13 protein-coding genes are annotated in these 16,763 nt (G+C 50.8%); 1 reads left to right on the top strand and 12 read right to left on the bottom strand.

What is annotated here, in order from left to right; all coding sequences use genetic code 11:
* Positions 1-5 precede the first annotated feature (5 nt).
* The 6 genes from ABMB67_RS09440 to ABMB67_RS09415 all read right to left on the bottom strand — a co-directional run bounded on the left by ABMB67_RS09440 (position 6) and on the right by ABMB67_RS09415 (position 6,292).
* Positions 6-785, bottom strand: a complete 780-nt coding sequence (locus tag ABMB67_RS09440; protein WP_354571914.1) for an enoyl-CoA hydratase-related protein — start codon at positions 783-785, stop codon at positions 6-8.
* On the bottom strand, positions 782-1,693 hold the full coding sequence (locus ABMB67_RS09435) for a hydroxymethylglutaryl-CoA lyase (protein ID WP_354571913.1): 912 nt from the start codon (positions 1,691-1,693) through the stop codon (positions 782-784). Before ABMB67_RS09435 ends, ABMB67_RS09440 begins: the two co-directional genes overlap by 4 nt.
* A gap of 15 nt (positions 1,694-1,708) precedes the next feature.
* Complete coding sequence (locus tag ABMB67_RS09430) at positions 1,709-1,921, bottom strand: acetyl-CoA carboxylase biotin carboxyl carrier protein subunit (protein ID WP_251221478.1); 213 nt, start codon at positions 1,919-1,921, stop codon at positions 1,709-1,711.
* A gap of 3 nt (positions 1,922-1,924) precedes the next feature.
* Positions 1,925-3,274: an acetyl-CoA carboxylase biotin carboxylase subunit gene (locus ABMB67_RS09425; RefSeq protein ID WP_354571912.1), complete on the bottom strand. Its 1,350-nt coding sequence runs from the start codon at positions 3,272-3,274 to the stop codon at positions 1,925-1,927.
* A gap of 26 nt (positions 3,275-3,300) precedes the next feature.
* Entirely contained in the window at positions 3,301-4,443 is a 1,143-nt protein-coding gene (locus ABMB67_RS09420) for an acyl-CoA dehydrogenase (RefSeq protein ID WP_354571911.1), read from the bottom strand.
* 631 nt (positions 4,444-5,074) lie between these two features.
* Positions 5,075-6,292: an aminotransferase-like domain-containing protein gene (locus ABMB67_RS09415; RefSeq protein ID WP_251221474.1), complete on the bottom strand. Its 1,218-nt coding sequence runs from the start codon at positions 6,290-6,292 to the stop codon at positions 5,075-5,077.
* 378 nt (positions 6,293-6,670) lie between these two features.
* Between ABMB67_RS09415 and ABMB67_RS09410 the strand changes: the two genes are divergently transcribed.
* A complete protein-coding gene (locus ABMB67_RS09410) occupies positions 6,671-8,356 on the top strand; it encodes a DUF4127 family protein (protein ID WP_354571910.1) in 1,686 nt (561 codons plus the stop codon).
* A gap of 641 nt (positions 8,357-8,997) precedes the next feature.
* Here ABMB67_RS09410 and ABMB67_RS09405 read toward each other — a convergent pair.
* The 6 genes from ABMB67_RS09405 to ABMB67_RS09380 form a co-directional block, all read right to left on the bottom strand.
* On the bottom strand, positions 8,998-9,819 hold the full coding sequence (locus ABMB67_RS09405; protein WP_354571909.1) for a PepSY domain-containing protein: 822 nt from the start codon (positions 9,817-9,819) through the stop codon (positions 8,998-9,000).
* A 571-nt stretch (positions 9,820-10,390) separates the two neighbouring features.
* Positions 10,391-11,158 (bottom strand): PepSY domain-containing protein, encoded by a 768-nt coding sequence (locus ABMB67_RS09400; protein ID WP_354571908.1) that lies wholly within the window; start codon positions 11,156-11,158, stop codon positions 10,391-10,393.
* Positions 11,151-12,515 (bottom strand): HAMP domain-containing sensor histidine kinase, encoded by a 1,365-nt coding sequence (locus ABMB67_RS09395; protein WP_251221470.1) that lies wholly within the window; start codon positions 12,513-12,515, stop codon positions 11,151-11,153. Before ABMB67_RS09395 ends, ABMB67_RS09400 begins: the two co-directional genes overlap by 8 nt.
* The gene (locus ABMB67_RS09390; RefSeq protein ID WP_354571907.1) at positions 12,512-13,210 is read right to left on the bottom strand and encodes a response regulator transcription factor; all 699 of its coding nucleotides are present in this window, start codon (positions 13,208-13,210) and stop codon (positions 12,512-12,514) included. The genes ABMB67_RS09395 and ABMB67_RS09390 overlap by 4 nt, the downstream gene beginning before the upstream one ends.
* A gap of 249 nt (positions 13,211-13,459) precedes the next feature.
* Complete coding sequence (locus tag ABMB67_RS09385; RefSeq protein WP_354571906.1) at positions 13,460-14,875, bottom strand: SpoVR family protein; 1,416 nt, start codon at positions 14,873-14,875, stop codon at positions 13,460-13,462.
* A 115-nt stretch (positions 14,876-14,990) separates the two neighbouring features.
* Entirely contained in the window at positions 14,991-16,727 is a 1,737-nt protein-coding gene (locus tag ABMB67_RS09380; RefSeq protein ID WP_354571905.1) for a phospho-sugar mutase, read from the bottom strand.
* Positions 16,728-16,763 lie beyond the last annotated feature (36 nt).

Genomic DNA, 16,763 nt, shown 5'->3' with positions numbered 1-16,763 from the left:
CCCTCCTACTCACCTTTATAATGTGGCTTGCGCTTTTCCTGAAAGGCGCGCAACCCTTCAAGCCGGTCCTTTGTCGACAGCGTCCGCTCATAGGCGAGCTGTTCAATCGTCAGCGCCGTCCGCAGATCAAGATCATAGCCGGCGTCGATTGCCTGCTTCGCCTGCTGAACCGCGATCGGCCCCTGTTCAGCGATTTTAGCGGCAAGCTGCAACGCCTCTTCCACAACCTTTTCCTGCGGAACCGCCTTTTCTGCCAGCCCGATTCGTTCCGCTTCCTTGCCGGAAATCCGGGCAGCCGTGTAAATCAGCTCTTTCGCTTTTCCTAAGCCGATTAATCGCGTCAGACGCTGCGTTCCACCCGCCCCCGGAATAATCCCTAATGACGTCTCGCTCAAGCCGTATAAACTCGTGGCGCTGACAACGCGCAGATCACAGGCTAATCCGAGCTCCAGTCCTCCGCCAAAGGCATGACCGTTCATCGCGGCGATCGTCGGCTGCTTCACTGCCGCCACCGCTTCAATCGTCGTCCGGATGAACGAGAGCGTCCGGCGCACTTCGGCTTCCGTCATCTTCACCCTTTCCTTCAAATCAGCCCCGGCGCAAAAGACATTCTCTCCTTCGCCTCTGAACACGAGCACGCGCGGTTCTCTCTCCACCGTTTCGCGTAGCACCCGCTGCAAATCGACAAGCAGCGCGAGCGATAAAGCATTGGCGCGTTCCGGCTGACGCAGCGTAATCAAAACGATTCCCTTGCCTTTATTCTCAACAGCAATCAACGCGCTCACAAGCACCGCCCTTCCTCTTTGCTCAGCTGTAATTGACTGCTCGGCAACGGCCGCCTAAGCCGCTTTTCAATCCATTGTGCCGCGCTTGTCAGCCGGACAAGATCAATGCCAGTCTTTGCGCCGAGTGTTTGCATCAAGTACACAAGATCCTCTGTCGCGACATTTCCGGAAGCGCCGCGGGCGTAAGGACAGCCGCCAATCCCTCCCGTCGAGCCGTCAAAGCGGCGGATCCCGAGCTGAAAAGCAGCATAGATGTTCGCGAGTCCTGTCCCATAGGTATTATGAGGATGAAGAGCGAGCCGCTCAAGCGGAATCATGCGGCCAAGCCGGCTGATAACAGCCTCAATTTGCTTCGGTCCGGCGATGCCAATCGTATCGCCTAGTGACAGCTCCGTTACTCCCATTTCAAACAGACGCTCCGCCAGCCGTTCGACCTCGTCGACTTCCACCTTGCCTTCATAAGGGCAGCCGAATGCCATCGAAAGATAGCCGCGCACCGCCTTCCCGGACTGCCGCGCCTCCTCGGCCACCCGGCTCAAACGGGCAAGCGCCGTCTCCGTATCGGCATTGATGTTCTTCTGATTATGCGTTTCACTTGCTGAAAGAAAAATCGCGACTTCATCAATATTAGCGAGCAAAGCCCGTTCAAGTCCCTTTCTGTTCGGGACGAGCGCGGCATAGGTAACCCCGGGCCTTTTCTTAAGCGTGCGCGCCACCTCGTCCGCATCGGCCAATGCCGGAATCCACGACGGGGAGACAAAGGAGGTGATCTCGATATACGTCAGCCCGGCTTCCCCCAGCTGTTCGATCCAGTTCAGCTTATCGGCCGTATCCAGCCATGTTTGCTCATGCTGGAGTCCGTCTCTCGGTCCAACCTCACGGACATACACTTGACTGCTGTCAGTCATCCTGCTCCTCCTTCCTCATGTCATTTCCATCAGCACGTCGCCTTCGTTGACAAACTCACCTTCCTCCTTCAAAATCGCCGTCACCGTTCCACTGCTTGCAGCTTCTATCGAGATTTCCATCTTCATCGATTCAAGTATCGCGACTTGCTGCCCGACCGTCACCTCGTCGCCAACCTGAACGATAATCTTCCAAACATTCCCTGCCATCATTGCTTTAATTTCAGCCATATTTCAACTCTCCCCGTTGTCGATATGTTCCATAATAAACTTCGTTGTGACGTTCCCTTTTGAAAACTCGTGATGATTGATCACCTTCCTTAAAAGCGGGAGGTTTGTTTTGATGCCTTCAATCTGATAGCGGCGCAGGGCGTACTTCATCCGCTCGATTGCTTCCAGCCGCGACGAGCCGTTAACGATAATCTTCGCGATCATCGGGTCGTAAAACGGCGAGACGACGCTTCCTTTTGAAACGGCGCATTCATGGCGAATATAAGGCTCCTGCGGCTGCAGCAGGCCGGTGATTTTTCCGGGAGAAGGCAGAAAAGTCTCCGGATCTTCGGCATAAATCCGCGCCTCAAGCGCATGCCCTGTGCAGGCGATCTCCTCCTGCCGCAGCTCCAGTTTTTCTCCGGCGGCAATCCGCAGCTGCCACTCGACAAGATCAAGCCCTGTCACTTCCTCCGTTACCGGATGCTCGACCTGGAGGCGCGTATTCATCTCCAAAAAATAGACGTTTTGCTTCTGATCAACTAAGCATTCTATCGTACCGGCATTCGTATAGCCAAGCTGCTTCGCCGCTGTAACAGCCAGTTCGGCGATTTTCTCCCCTAAAGGTCCGCTAATCGACGCGGCCGGCGCTTCCTCGATCACTTTCTGATGACGGCGTTGAATGGAGCAGTCCCGTTCAAACAAATGAATGACATGACCATCATGATCGGCTAAAAGCTGAATTTCAATATGCCTGGTGCCTTCCAGAGCTTTTTCCAAAAACATTTCGCCGTTTTTGAAAAAGCGCGAGGCCCGCTGCCGAGTGGCGTCGAACGCCTGCTTCAGCTGAATCGGATTGCGGACAAGCTCCATTCCGATTCCGCCTCCACCTGCTGCCGCCTTCAGCATCACGGGAAAACCGATTTCAGCCGCGGCGTCGACCGCTTCCTCTTCGTTTTTCACGGCTTCCATCGTTCCCGGAATTACCGGAAATCCGGCTGCTTCCATCGCCTTTCGCGCCGCAATTTTATCTCCCATTAAAGCGATAATCTCCGGCGAAGGTCCGATGAAGACAATTCCCTCTTCCTGACAACGGCTCGCAAATGACGCCTGTTCGGATAAAAAGCCGTAGCCCGGATGGATCGCCTCCGCTTTCGCTGCTTTTGCAATGCTGATCAGTTTTTCGCCATTTAAGTAGCTTTCGCTCACTGGCGCCGCCCCGAGCAAATAGGCTTCATCCGCAAGAAAAACATGCGCCGCCGTCCGGTCAGCCTCGGAATAGACGGCAACCGTTTTAATGCCGAGCCGCCGGCACGTACGAATTACCCGAATGGCGATTTCTCCACGATTGGCAATCACTATTTTCGTAAACACCGTCTGCACCTCCCTCCGATTTTGCTTTAGCAGCCAAGCTTTCTTGCGATGACGAGCCGCTGGATTTCAGAGGTCCCCTCCCCGATTTCCAGCAATTTGGCGTCACGGAGCATCCGCTCAACCCCGTACTCCCGCATATAGCCGTAGCCCCCGTGAATTTGCAGCGCCTGATTGCAAACGCGCGTCGCCGCCTCGGAGGCAAACAGCTTGGCGAAGGCTGCTTCTTTAGCAAATGGCTTGCCCTCATCCTTTAGCCATGCTGCTTTAAGCACCATATTGCGCGCCAGTTCAATGTCAAGCGCCATATCAGCCAGCTTAAATTGAATCGCCTGAAACGACGAAATCGCTTTGCCAAACTGCTTGCGTTCCTTGGCATAGGCGAGCGCCTTGTCAAAGGCGGCCTGGGCGATGCCGACAGCGAGCGCGCCAATTGAAATCCGTCCGCCGTCAAGCGTGAGGAGAAACTGTTTAAAGCCTCCAGCCGGATCGCCGAGCACGTTTTCCTTCGACACGCGAACATCCTCGAGCAATACTTGACATGTATTGGACGCGCGTACCCCCATTTTTTTGTACTGGCAGCGGATCGTTACACCCTTCTGATCCGTCGGGACGATAAAGGCCGAAATCACCTTTCTTCCTTGCACATCACGGGCCGTCACCGCCGTAATCGTGATGATTTCGGCAATGCCGGCGTTCGTAATCCAGCATTTTTCCCCGTTGATTACGTACTCCTCGCCATCAAGCACTGCCGTCGTTTGCGTTCCTCCAGCATCCGAGCCGGCGTTAGGCTCCGTTAAGCCAAATGCCCCGAACGCTTCCCCTTTTGCCAGCGGGGGCAAATATTTCTTTTTTTGTTCCTCCGTGCCGAAATAATAAATCGGACTGGCGCCAAGCGACACCGCCGCCGCATAGCTTAGCCCCGTCCCGCCGCAGGCCCGCCCGATTTCTTCCACGGCAAGCGCGTAGGAAATCGTATCGGCGCCGGCACCGCCATATTGTTCGGGAAAGGGCAGACCAAGCAGACCTAGCTCGCCCATTTGCGCAAATTGTTCAGCCGGAAATTCCGCTTCGGCATCGAGCCGTTCCGCCAATGGAGCCAGTTCTTTTTGAGCGAAATCACGAACGAGATTGCGGATCATCCGCTGTTCCTTTGTCAACTCAAAATTCATCAGAAACCTCCTTTTACTCCGCTGAACAAGCGCTCATTTTCAAAGCGCATATTATGAAAGCGCTATCATAACTTCTCTTTACGTTACCCAAAGCCCGCCGTTAAAGAGAAGCTGTGAAAAAGGACGATTTTCACTTTTTCAGCAGTTTCAATGCCCTCCCGTTCAGCCAGGTTGTTCGAACAGTAGCATGGTAAAGCCTCTGTTCAACGATCTTTATATCTTTATTCAAAAACACCACTAACAATGTCAAAGAAAAACCGCGTAGCGGCTTTTCTTTAAAGCGGCGTGCGAAGCCGTTACCATTTTTTAAGGATGACTGAAAGCGGGCTTCCTTCAGGCTGCCGCGTAACGCGCGAAGCTGCCGCCCTTCCTCGATTCTCCCCTGTAAATGTTTGATTTCGTAAATGAGAAAAACCGCCAGACGGTTTTCTTTATGCGGCGTGCGAAGCCGTTACCATTTTTTAAGGATGACTGAAAGCGGGCTTCTTTCAGGCAGCCGCGTAACGCGCGAAGCCGACGCCCTTCCCTGATTCTCCCCACATCTCCCCGGCGAATCATTATTCAAAAAGACTAAAAAAAGCCGCCCGCGGATGAAGTCCCCGCAGACGGCTTTGATTGAATCTGTATTTTTTTAGTAGCTGCCGATTTCTACCGGCTTGTTTTTCGTTTCTGCCTGCGCCGCCAAAAGCTCCACGAGCAAGCCCATCCCCTGTTCAATTTTTTCCGGGGTGGAGTGCGTATAGTTCAGACGCATCGTGTTTTTCTCGGGTTTTCCGGCATAGAACGGCTCACCCGGCACATAGGCGACTCCCTTTTCCACCGCTGTATTGAGCAGCGTCGTCGTGTTAAGCGACTTTTCAAGCTCGACCCAGAGGAACATCCCGCCTTTCGGTGTGACGAAGCGCAGGTCCGGCAAATCGGCCCGCTCCAGACAGTTCACCATCACTTCCATCCGGCTCTTGTACACCTTAACGAGGTTTTGGATATGGCCGTCCAAGTCAAAATGGCGGCACAGCTGATACAGTGCCTGCTGCGACAGTGAATTGGAATGAAGATCATTCGCCTGCTTCGCCTGGGCCATCATCCGAATGACCTGGAATGGACCGACAACCCAGCCTGTCCGCAATCCCGGCACCGCCGTTTTGGAAAAGGTACTCGTATATAACACATGCGTCCCATCATCAAGCGCGGCAAGCGGCGTATACGTTTCCTCCGGTCTGAATTGGATCTCTCCATACGGATCATCCTCAAAAATGACTACCTTGTATTTATGAGCAAGCTTAACGAGCATCTTGCGCCGTTCCAGTGACCAGACGCGGCCCGCCGGGTTGGAGAAAGTTGGCACGACATAAATGCTTTTCGGCTTAAACAGCTTCAGTTTTCTTTCTAAATCTTCAGGAAGCATGCCATTGTCATCCGAGTCGACAGCGATTACCTCAGCCTCATAGGACTTAAACACCTGGAGCGCAGCCAAATAGGTCGGGTCCTCCGTTAAAATCACATCGCCAGGACTCAGCATGATTCTTGAGAACAAATCAATCGCTTGCTGCGACCCGGTCGTCAAGAGAACCTCATCGGTTGAAAAGCCGCTCACTCCCTTTTTGCTCATTCTTTCAAGAATCACCTCACGCAGCGGACGATAGCCCTCTGTTTCCATATATTGCAACGCACCTTTTCCTGACTCAAACACGCGGGAAAAGGCTTCTTCTATCCCTTCAATCGGAAATAAGTCATCATCCGGCAGCCCACCGGCAAATGAAATGACATTGCCCTGTCCGACAACCTTAAGAATGTCCCGCACGGCGGAGGATTGTAAATGACGAACGCGATTTGCAAAGGCATATTTCATAACTTGCACCTCTATTACTCTAAAAGTTTTGAATATTATACATACTAACTCATTTCACTTAAAAGTCAATCCCAAAAATCAATTCCATCCGAAGCTTTTGTGACAGCCAAAGGAACTGCTCAGAAACCAGGTCCACTTTCACGTGGATCATCTTCTTCGCATACTACCATTTTCCCCAATTCACAGCTAAAAAACAGAAAAACGATCGAGGGGGCAACTCCAAATATGACGCATTGGCCGTGAACTGCTCGTCCGCTTTAAAAACCGGCTTCCGGCAGAGGTCAAAAGGATGATGAAATCCTCCTTCTCTTTTGCATAGGGATGACTAAGCGCGACTTTTTCACGCGCTGCTACAAAGAGACAAATGGAGGGGTTTGAATGGGGAGAATTCTGTATGTACCACTTGATGACAGACCGGTCAACACTGACGATGTGATCATGCAAGGAAAATCAGCGGGGATTGAGGTTATAACCCCAAACACAGCGTCAATCAGGAACCGGTTAGATTCGCAGCTACTCGCTTGCGGCTCATCGGTAACAAGCACGTATTCACCGACTTTCGGGGATCCGGCGAATATCCGGCAGTTTATTGTCAACCATGCAGATTCGGTTGATGGCTTTATTATTTCGATTGATATGCTCGTGTACGGGGGTCTGATCGGCAGCCGCCGGCTCCGCCCGACAAGCGGAGGAACATACCCGCATTACGATTCAACCGTAACCGGCCTGCTCGATACGCTGAAGCAAATCAAACAGCGTTATCCGCATAAACCTATCTATGTGCTCGATACGGTGATGCGCCTCGCCACAACTCCGTTCGTCGAAAGTGAGACGCAAGATTCTTATACTGAATCGAGAAGCTTTATGCAGCAAACGCGAAAAACGGAAACGGAGTTCGAACCGATTCTAAACGGCTATGATCTTCGTCCAGACGGTACAGCCTTTGGCGATCCTGTTCACTTCAATAAAGAGCAATACTACCACGCCCGCCGTCATAAGTTTAAAACGAATCGCTATGTCCTTGAACAGCTGGCGAAACAGCAGGTGATCGACTTTCTGGCGATTGGTGTCGATGATGCCTCGACCGAAGGCGTGCAGATGAATGAAATCAATTGGATCGAAGCCCGGATCAATGAATGGCTCGACGGAACAAACGGACAAAACCGCGAGCGGGCAATTATACTGCCGGATGCTGACGGCCTCGGCCATTGCCTGCTGGCGCGTATGGTGAACCATTTGCAGCACGGCAGTTCAACGCCCCGCTTTCAGACACGCTACTACGGGCCGCACGGTTCCACCATCATCAACCCATATGAATATATGAATATTGAAGACAATATTCGTCATCACGTCGAGATAACAGGCGGGGACTATGTAACGAGCGGCCCGTATGACATCGAAATCATTTCGATAACGAGCTCCGCTGAAGCTGACAATGCGGCAAGGCGGATGGCAGCAAACGGAAAAAAACAACTTCCGACAATCGTCATTGATTTCGTTGGAGCTGGTCCCGCTGATCCGACCGTTACCCACTCCTTGCTGGCAACCCCGTTTACAGGACGTATTCTCGGCTACAGCGGCTGGAACACAGCTGGAAATAAAATCGGCATTGCCGTCGGAATGGGGCAGGCGCGTTACGATTTTTTAAAGAGTGAAACCGAAGCAGAGGCGCTGAACATCGCGGTCAACGCCCACGGCTCCTTATTGTTCAAAAGATTTCTCAAGGATTATTATTACAAGCGGGAAACGATCGGAGACATCCGCGCCATTTCAGCGGAACGCTCTACCTATACAAATGTCGCTCCCGATCAAAATATGCTGCTGTTCAACACGAGCAGCGACTACTTACAGCTGACTGCCATTCTCCGCGAACAAATGCAGGCGTATACAAGCACTCTCGCCGCCGAGCCCGCTTTCTGCGCTTCCTATAATATCCGACAAATAAACGGCTCATCGTGGAACCTTTCTGCTTACCGCAGCGCCTCCCTCGCTTATGGAAATCCTGAATTTTCCTGGGGGCGGGCGTTCGAAATTACGCTTAATCCAACCGTCACGCTCGGGTAAAACGCTTGAAAGTCTGTTATTGTGCAGTAGGAGTCTTTTACCACGATACAAGATTCAACTAAGCCAAAATTTGCCGATTATTGTGTAATAAAGCTGTTTTAGTTTTTGTTGCAATTTCTCGGATAACCTTACAGCCAGTCGGGGTTAGGTTTTATAAATCTTAGATTTAAAAAGACCTGCGTCAAAACTGGTGCAGGTCTTTTAATCACATAAGGAGTTAGTGAATTCACGATCAATACAACGGAATCTTGACCAATCACACCACCATTGGATTCTTTTAACTTAAGTTTCAACTTATGTAAAGAGGCAAAACAAAAAATGGCAAGTATTGAGATGCACCTATACTTGCCATTAGCTATTTGACTGCAATAATAAATCGTCTATATTTATGACTGCCTTTATATTTTACCATGATAACGCCATGATGGAATAACACAAACATCTTCTTATACTAATTAAGGTTAAGCCCCCGTTAGGGAAACAAAAGCTGAAAGACAATTAATAAAAATATGGGTCCAAATACGATAAACTCACCAAGAGTAGGACTTCCATAAAATGCTCTGTTGAAATTATCATCAGCCCCTCTTTACTCACGTCCAAAAAAGCCAAGGCAATAAAGCCCCGGCTCTCTTTGCTAATGCTTAATCCCAATCGACGTGGAGAATTTCGCCGGTTAGGGCATCAATGATCAGTTCAACGTCATCTCCACCGGACTGCTCAATCTCGATTTCATAAACGAGTCGGCCATTTTCGCGGTCAAGATCAGCGTCATCTACTCTTCCTTGCCCGACATGAGCGAGGGCGATGTTTTTCGCTTCTTCCACACTCAGGCGCTCAGCTGAGTCAGCCTGCTGCGTACGCTGTGACTGGGCCTCGGCTCCGCGCTTATGGTTGCCTGAAGCCAGCACCTCCCCGGTATTGGCATCGACATACCAATCATCATCGTCACCGTGGGCCTTGACTTCAATTTCATACATATACGTGCCTCTGTTTTTCTCCAGCTCAATTTCCATGATCCGGCCTTCTCCCACTTCGTCAAGCACAGCTTGCTTTGCTTGCTCCGCCGTGATCTCCATTTTATCGGCCAGCGGCGTTCTTAACAGATTTCCATCGATATTCAGCACTTCCCCCGTCGCCGCGTCAATATCGAAATCATAATCTTTTCCTTCATACTTCAATTCAATTTCATAATAACGGTGGCCATCATCGGAATCCTGCTCGATTTCTTTCACCTTGCCGGGAAGCACCTGCTGGGCGATCGCAATCGCCTCTTCCTTTGTGATCGTTTCATCGTTGGCTGGGCTGTTTTCGTTTTCCGTTTGAGCAGGCTGAGCGGTTTGCGTATTTAACACGACGGCCGATTCATCGACAGATACCTTTCCATTGTCCGTAGCACCCGCTACTCCAATAGCAGCGCCCCCTGCCAGTAATAAGCTTGTTGCGATCGTTGTCCATTTGTTCATTGTTGTTTCCTCCCTTTTCTTATTCTGCTTTCAGCATACAGCTCCTTTCTGAAAACACCCTTAAAGAAAAATGAGAATTTGATGAGAATAGAGCTTGAGATAAAAAGTCGGCTTTAGCTTTTTATCTCAAGCTCTTACAGCAGTGTGCGAAGTCTGCGCATGTTTTAAAAAGCTAGAAGAAAAGTGAGTTTCTTTCCTTCTAGCTGCGCGCAGTACGAAGCCACTGCCCTCCTCGAGTTACGCTCAAAAAAATAGGGCTGGAACAAAAGGTTATTTTTTCGTACCTTTTGTCCAGCCCTTAAGCAATGTGCGGAACCGCCACGATCTTGTAAAGTCCGATGTGAGTGGGTTTCTCACATCGGACTTGTGGTGTGTGGAGCCATTGCCAATAGGTCAAAGCTAGTTTTATCTCAAGCTCTTACAGCAGTGTGCGAAGTCTGCGCATGTTTTAAAAAGCTAGAAGGAAAGTGAGTTTCTTTCCTTCTAGCTGCGCGCAGTACGAAGCCACTAGCCTCCTCGAGTTACGCTCAAAAAAATAGGGCTGGGCCAATCTTTTTTTGTCCAGCCCCTGCTAGTCCTCCCAAATAATCGTGATCACTTCGCCCGTTACGGCGTCAATTAATACGGTCGCTTCATCGCCGTCCTGACCTTCGATTTCGATCTCCACCTCATAGAGGAGACGGCCATCCTCGTCCTCAAGGTCAACATCCTCGACATGTCCGGACACTTGCTCCAGCGCAATTCGTTCAGCCTCCTGCTTCGTAATCGTCTGGGCAGGCTGTTCATCGCCCGGGTGCCCTTTTTCTGGCTCCTCTTCAACCTGGTAGTTCAACACCTCGCCCGATATCGCGTCGATTTCGATTTTTCCACTTCCTTCACGCTGCTCGATCACAACAGCATAAAAGGGGCGCTCATTCCTCTGCCTATGTTCGATTTCAACAATCGTCACGTCTTCCTCCACCATACCAGCGATCAGTTCCTTCACCTGCTCAACAGAAAGTCGGCTGTTCCCGGGTGCATTTCCTTCATTCTCTCCCGGCTCAATCTGCTTACGGTCGGCCAATTGCTCCAAGGAGAGAATCTCTCCTGAATAAGGATCGACCAGAACCCCGTAGAGCCCGGCCTCGGTTAAAATGGTGACCTGGTAAACCTCTACGCCATTCTGCTTCGTATGGACGAAAGCTTGAATCGTTCCGGCAAACTGCTCGCCGATCGATGCCCTGACTTCTTCCTCGGCGAGAGCCGACTGAGATGGCTTCAGGAAAGTAAACGCCAGCACAGTAACGACCAGAACTCCTCCGATGACCACTGCCCATTTTTTCCATGTCGCTCTACCCATCGCTTTTCACCTCAATTTCCCCTCTTCGCGGCAAAGTGACCGTAAAGGTCGTTCCTGCTCCCTCTTTGCTCGTCACGACGATCTTTCCTTGATGCGCGTCAACGATCGCCTTGGCAATCGACAGCCCGAGACCGCTTCCTCCCGTTTGCCGGCTTCGCGCTTTATCAACGCGAAAAAAACGCTCGAATACATGAGGAAGATCTTTTTTCGGAATGCCGATCCCTTTGTCGGTAACGTTCATCTCCACACTGTCCTCGTGATTCTTCAAGGAAATGATGACATCATCTTCACTATATTTCAAGGCATTTTCACAGAGAATGAAGAGCAGCTGCTTCAGCCGTGGCTCATCACCAAAGACGATGCACGCCTCCGCCGCTTCGACATGGAGCTTTCGCTCATAGGCCTGCTCTAGCTTTTTCGCAGTCTGTTCGGCAAGCACATCGATCTGAACCCGGCGAAGCTCCAATGTCCGATCAGGCTCTCCGGTGGCCAGTGCGAGCATCTGCTCCGTCAGTCCCTTCATCCGCTCTGCTTCTTCGGCAATCGCGTGAATTGCTTCTTCAAGTCGTTCCGGATCTTTCTTTCCCCAACGCTGCAAAAGACGTGCATAGCTTTCGATCACCGTTAAAGGCGTTCTCAGTTCATGGGAGGCGTCGGACACAAATTGCTGCTGCTTTTCATAGTTTTTCTCGAGCAGCTCAATCATCCCGTTAAAGGTCGCCCCCATTTGATCAAGCTCATCCTTCGGTTCAGCCGGTACCTCAATCCGCTGAAAGCTGCCACTTCGTCTAATATCCTCCATCGTTTCCTTCAAGGCTTGAATCGGATAGAGGAGGAGGCGACTTAACGCCCGTCCTGCAAGGAAAGCCGGCAGAAGGATAAAGAGGGAAGCGATGACGAGGACGAGCCGTAGCGTCGCCAATGTCGATTCATACGATTCCATCGGCTCAATAACTTCAAGCGCGACGACAGAGCCGTCATTCCAAATAAGCGGAAAGCGGGCGACAGCCATCCGTCTCTCCTGAGCGTGCAGCTGCTCCTTTTCCTGACCTGTCGTATACGAATGAGGAATCGCCCGCAGCTCGGGGTATTTCGTTACCGTAACCGCCTCACTGCCGTTCTCTCTGATAATCCGGACCATCCCGTCTCTCGGCACATAAGCAGCGAGCAGATTGGCCGCGTTTCCTTGATCGCCCCGGAGCGCCTCGGCAATCGTTTCAGCCTGTGACATAATCCGGTCAAGCTCTGTTTCTGCCGTCCGGTGAGCGAACAAAAAGTAAACGCCACTATTGACAATCACTAAAAGGACAAAAAGCCAAACCGTTGAAAACCATGTTATCCGGCGGGAAATTCTCATTTTTTCGCTACCTTCATCACATAGCCGACTCCGCGCACCGTCTGAATGAGCGGCTCGTCAAACGGTTTATCGATTTTTTGCCGTAAATAGCGGATGTACACATCGACGACATTCGTATCGCCGAAATAGTCAAAGCCCCAAACATGCTCGAGAATTTGTTCACGGCTGAGAACCTGCTCGGCGTGGCGCAATAAAAAGACGAGCAGATCAAATTCCCTCGGTGTACACTCAATCAACGTGTCACCCCGTTTTATGTCACGTGTTGAAAGCTCAACCGTCAAATCTGCCATCGCTAAAACTTCCTTCGCCGATTGTGGCTCAGCCGCTGTCTGCACTCGTAAGCTTGCGCGAATTCGCGCGAGCAGCTCTTCAATATCAAATGGTTTTGTTACATAATCATTGGCGCCCTGATCAAGCCCCATTACTTTATCAACGACGGTATTTCTCGCCGTTAAAAGAATGACAGGCGTCTGGTCGCCCCCTGCTCTCATTCTCCGCATGACCTCCATCCCGCTCATAACCGGCAGCATTACATCGAGGAGAACGAGTGACCAGCTGCTTTCCTCCAGCCGGGCCAGCGCCTCCTCGCCATCACGGGCAACCGCTGTCTCATAGCCTTCATGATCCAGTTCCAGCTCCAGCACCCTCGCAATATTTGCTTCATCTTCGACAATTAATATACGCGCTTTATTCATAGCCATCCTCGCTGTCTTTTTTTTAAAAGTGTACATGAATTACCGCCCTGGAGTAAACAAGCAGCAGCTCCCAGATCGTTTCTCCTATTTTTTCACTAGTAAGAAAGGACAATCCGCTGGAATCCAGATACGTGCTCCTCTGCTGAAAGAAGGAAAGCCAAAGAAAAAAGAGCTGTGAACGACAGCTCTGCATTCCTCGTTATGTTTTTAGCGGTTTTGCTTTTTTCACCGAAGCCGTTAAGAAGGGGATTAGACATATTTGCGATGAACCTTCTTCCCGTCATAAATAAAAATGATTGCCTTATCGTTGACGACGGATTCAAGATGGACCGGGCGGCCCCAGAGCTGGTACATATAGGGAAGCACCTTTTCTAAATAGCCAACATCGAGCTCCGTCCCTTCATAATTATGGGTAATATACAGCTCGCCGTTTTTCAAATAGTCTCCATCGGTAACGACTAAATAAGGAAAGCCGCCATTGACCCGTGACGAGGCAAGCTGATCGCGAATATGCTCCCATTCCTTATCGACGATTTTATAATCGGCCCCCTGCTTCTGGAACAAATACATATCCTCGCGCATTACGAGATCTTTCGTGAGATAATTGCGGATGAAGGAAATATCTGATTCAATCTCCCGCACTTCAAACATTTTTTCCCTGCCGCCGCCGGATTTGACGCCTTGACGCTCCTGCATTTCCTTTGTCGGATTATTATAGCGCTCTTCAATGTCTTCAAAAATCTTCAGCCCTAAATAATACGGATTAATCGACGTCTTTGACGGCTGGACGACACCCGCGTTCAGCTTGGCGAATTCAATCGTTTCCTCGCTGCTCAGCTCCATTTCCCGCAGGATCCGCGAATGCCAGTAGGAAGCCCAGCCTTCATTCATGATTTTCGTTTCCAGCTGCGGCCAAAAATAGAGCATTTCCTCACGCATCATCGTCAGCACGTCACGCTGCCAAGGCTCCAGCTCGCGGCTGTATTCCTCGATAAAGAGCAAAATATCCTTCTCAGGATTCGGAGGGAAGCTTTTTTTCTTCCGCTTCGGTTCCTCTGGTTTCTTTTTCTCATCAAGTCCCCATAAATCGTCATACTCGGACCGTTTTGCTTCCGACTTCGGCTGCTCTTCGTCATCGGTCAGGCTCCAGTTTAATTTTGGCCGGACGAGGCTCGGATCGATATGCTCTTGAATCGCCAGCACCGCATCGAGGAACTGCTCTACTTCCTCCTTGCCATAAACATGCTCATAATGGGCAATCCGTTCAGCCGTCGCACTCATGCTTTCAACCATATCTCGGCGCGTATTGGAAAAGCGCACATTGTTTTTGAAGAAATCACAATGAGCGAGCACATGAGCAACGATCAGCTTATTTTGAACGAGTGTATTGCTGTCGAGTAAAAAGGCATAGCACGGATCTGAATTGATCACGAGCTCATAAATTTTGCTTAACCCAAGATCGTATTGAAGTTTCATTTTATGAAATTGTTTCCCGAAGCTCCAATGGGAATAACGAGTTGGCATCCCGTAAGCACCGAACGTATAAATAATTTCAGCCGGACAAATTTCATAGCGCATCTCATAAAAATCAAGCCCGAAGCCTTCGGCGATTTCCGTTATTTCCGCAATCGCCCGCTCCAGCTCTTTCCATTCCACAGCTGCCATAGATCTCCCTCCCAGACAATGCTTTATACATCATATGCGGGAAGGAGAAAAAAAGACGTCGCTAACGAGGGAAGACCGTAAGCGCAAGCAGCCTTGACCGTTTGCCGGCAAGCGGTTAACGAAATCCCTCCACCCGCTCCAGCACCTCGTCCCGAAGCGTCTTGAGCCTCCGCCTGCTGTCGGCTGCTGACGTGCCTTTGACGCCGAAGTAAAACTTGATCTTCGGCTCGGTACCTGATGGGCGTACACAGAACCAGGAGCCATCCTCAAGCTTGTATTTCAGCACGTTTGACCGCGGATAGTCAAGATTCGCCGTCTCTCCTGTCAACGGATTTAACGCGGACAGCGCCTCGTAGTCTTCAATCGTCGTCACACGCTTTTCAGCAATAAAATCCGGGGGAGATTGGCGGAAAGCATCAAGGATTCCTGCCATTTTTTCAAGTCCTGATTTGCCCTTCAATGTGACCGAGGTTAGGCTCTCTTCAAAGTAGCCATGCTTTTCATACAAAGCGTGCAGACCTTCGTAAAGGCTCATCTGTCTCGCTTTATAAAAAGCGGCGAGTTCCGCTGTTAAAAGACACGACTGGACAGCATCTTTGTCACGGACAAAATCACCGATTAAAAAGCCATAGCTTTCCTCATAGCCGAATAAAAAGGTATGCTCTCCTGTTTGCTCGAATTCTTTTATTTTTTCGGCGATAAATTTAAAGCCCGTTAACGTATCGAGTGTCGTGATGTCATAGGAGTCGGCAATCGCCCGGCCGAACTCAGAGGTGACAATCGTTTTAATGACAGCTCCGTTTGCCGGCAGTCGCTGCTGCCGCTTTTTTTCGGAAAGAAGATAATCAAGCAGCAAGGCTCCAATTTGGTTGCCTGACAGGCAACTATAATCCCCGCTCCCGTCCCTGACGGCAACGCCCATGCGATCCCCGTCAGGATCGGTCGCCAGCAGCAGCTCGGCCTGCTCTTTTTTGCCATATTCGATCGCCATGGCAAATGCCTGCTCTTCCTCCGGGTTTGGCGAGACAACGGTCGAAAATTCAGGATCAGGGAGCTGTTGTTCGGCGACGACGGTCAGCCCTGAAAAGCCGGATTCCGCGAACGCTCTTTGAACAAGGAGATTGGCGGCTCCATGCAATGGGGTAAAAATCATCTTGAGCTGCCCACTCCACTCCTTCACCAGCCCGGGTTGAACAATCAGGCTTTTTACTTGCTCGAGATAAGCGGCGTCAACATCTGCGCCAATCATCCGCAACAGCTGCTTTTCCTTCATTTCAAGCTCGTCTGTCACCTCAATCGCCAGCTCATTTTCGACCTCGTGGACGCAACGAACAAGCTCATCGGCCGGACCAGGCGGCAGCTGACCGCCATCAGGGCCGTACATTTTAAAGCCATTGTATTGAGGCGGATTGTGGCTTGCTGTAATCATAATACCAGCCTCAGCTTTCAGGTAGCGTACGGCAAACGAAAGCTCCGGCGTCGGCCGCAGTTCCTTAAACAAATAAGTCCGGATCCGGTGCCTCCCTAACGTTAAGGCGGCCTCCATGGCGAATTCTTTTGATTGATGACGGGAATCATAGGCAATCACGACACCCCGTTCTTGCGCCACTGCTCCTTTCGCTGTTAAAAAGCGGGCAAGACCTTCAGCCGCCCGCCTCACCGTGTAACGGTTCAGCCGGTTAGGCCCAGGCCCCAGTTCACCGCGCATTCCTCCGGTGCCGAATTCCAAATGCTTGTAAAAGCAATCCTCCAATTCTTCTTCCTTGCCCGCCAGCTGAGCCAGCGCCTCGCTCATCTCTGGCTCAAGTCCGGAAAAAGAGCTCCATTTTTCGTATTGTTCCTTCCACTCCAAAGGCTTCCCCTCCTGCCATCTCACCTCTTTCTCATT

The organism is Halalkalibacter oceani (assembly GCF_040544555.1).
In the GTDB taxonomy this organism is placed as follows: domain Bacteria; phylum Bacillota; class Bacilli; order Bacillales; family Bacillaceae_D; genus Halalkalibacter; species Halalkalibacter oceani.
The sequence above is the reverse complement of the archived record's forward strand: the minus strand, read 5'-3'. Positions and strand labels throughout refer to the sequence as shown.

Coding starts and splice junctions, on each gene's coding strand:
- ABMB67_RS09435 (WP_354571913.1), bottom strand. CDS start 1,693: ATGACTGACAGCAGTCAAGTGTATGTCCGTGAGGTTGGACCGAGAGAC.
- ABMB67_RS09430 (WP_251221478.1), bottom strand. CDS start 1,921: ATGGCTGAAATTAAAGCAATGATGGCAGGGAATGTTTGGAAGATTATC.
- ABMB67_RS09420 (WP_354571911.1), bottom strand. CDS start 4,443: ATGAATTTTGAGTTGACAAAGGAACAGCGGATGATCCGCAATCTCGTT.
- ABMB67_RS09415 (WP_251221474.1), bottom strand. CDS start 6,292: ATGAAATATGCCTTTGCAAATCGCGTTCGTCATTTACAATCCTCCGCC.
- ABMB67_RS09410 (WP_354571910.1), top strand. CDS start 6,671: ATGGGGAGAATTCTGTATGTACCACTTGATGACAGACCGGTCAACACT.
- ABMB67_RS09405 (WP_354571909.1), bottom strand. CDS start 9,819: ATGAACAAATGGACAACGATCGCAACAAGCTTATTACTGGCAGGGGGC.
- ABMB67_RS09400 (WP_354571908.1), bottom strand. CDS start 11,158: ATGGGTAGAGCGACATGGAAAAAATGGGCAGTGGTCATCGGAGGAGTT.
- ABMB67_RS09395 (WP_251221470.1), bottom strand. CDS start 12,515: ATGAGAATTTCCCGCCGGATAACATGGTTTTCAACGGTTTGGCTTTTT.
- ABMB67_RS09390 (WP_354571907.1), bottom strand. CDS start 13,210: ATGAATAAAGCGCGTATATTAATTGTCGAAGATGAAGCAAATATTGCG.
- ABMB67_RS09385 (WP_354571906.1), bottom strand. CDS start 14,875: ATGGCAGCTGTGGAATGGAAAGAGCTGGAGCGGGCGATTGCGGAAATA.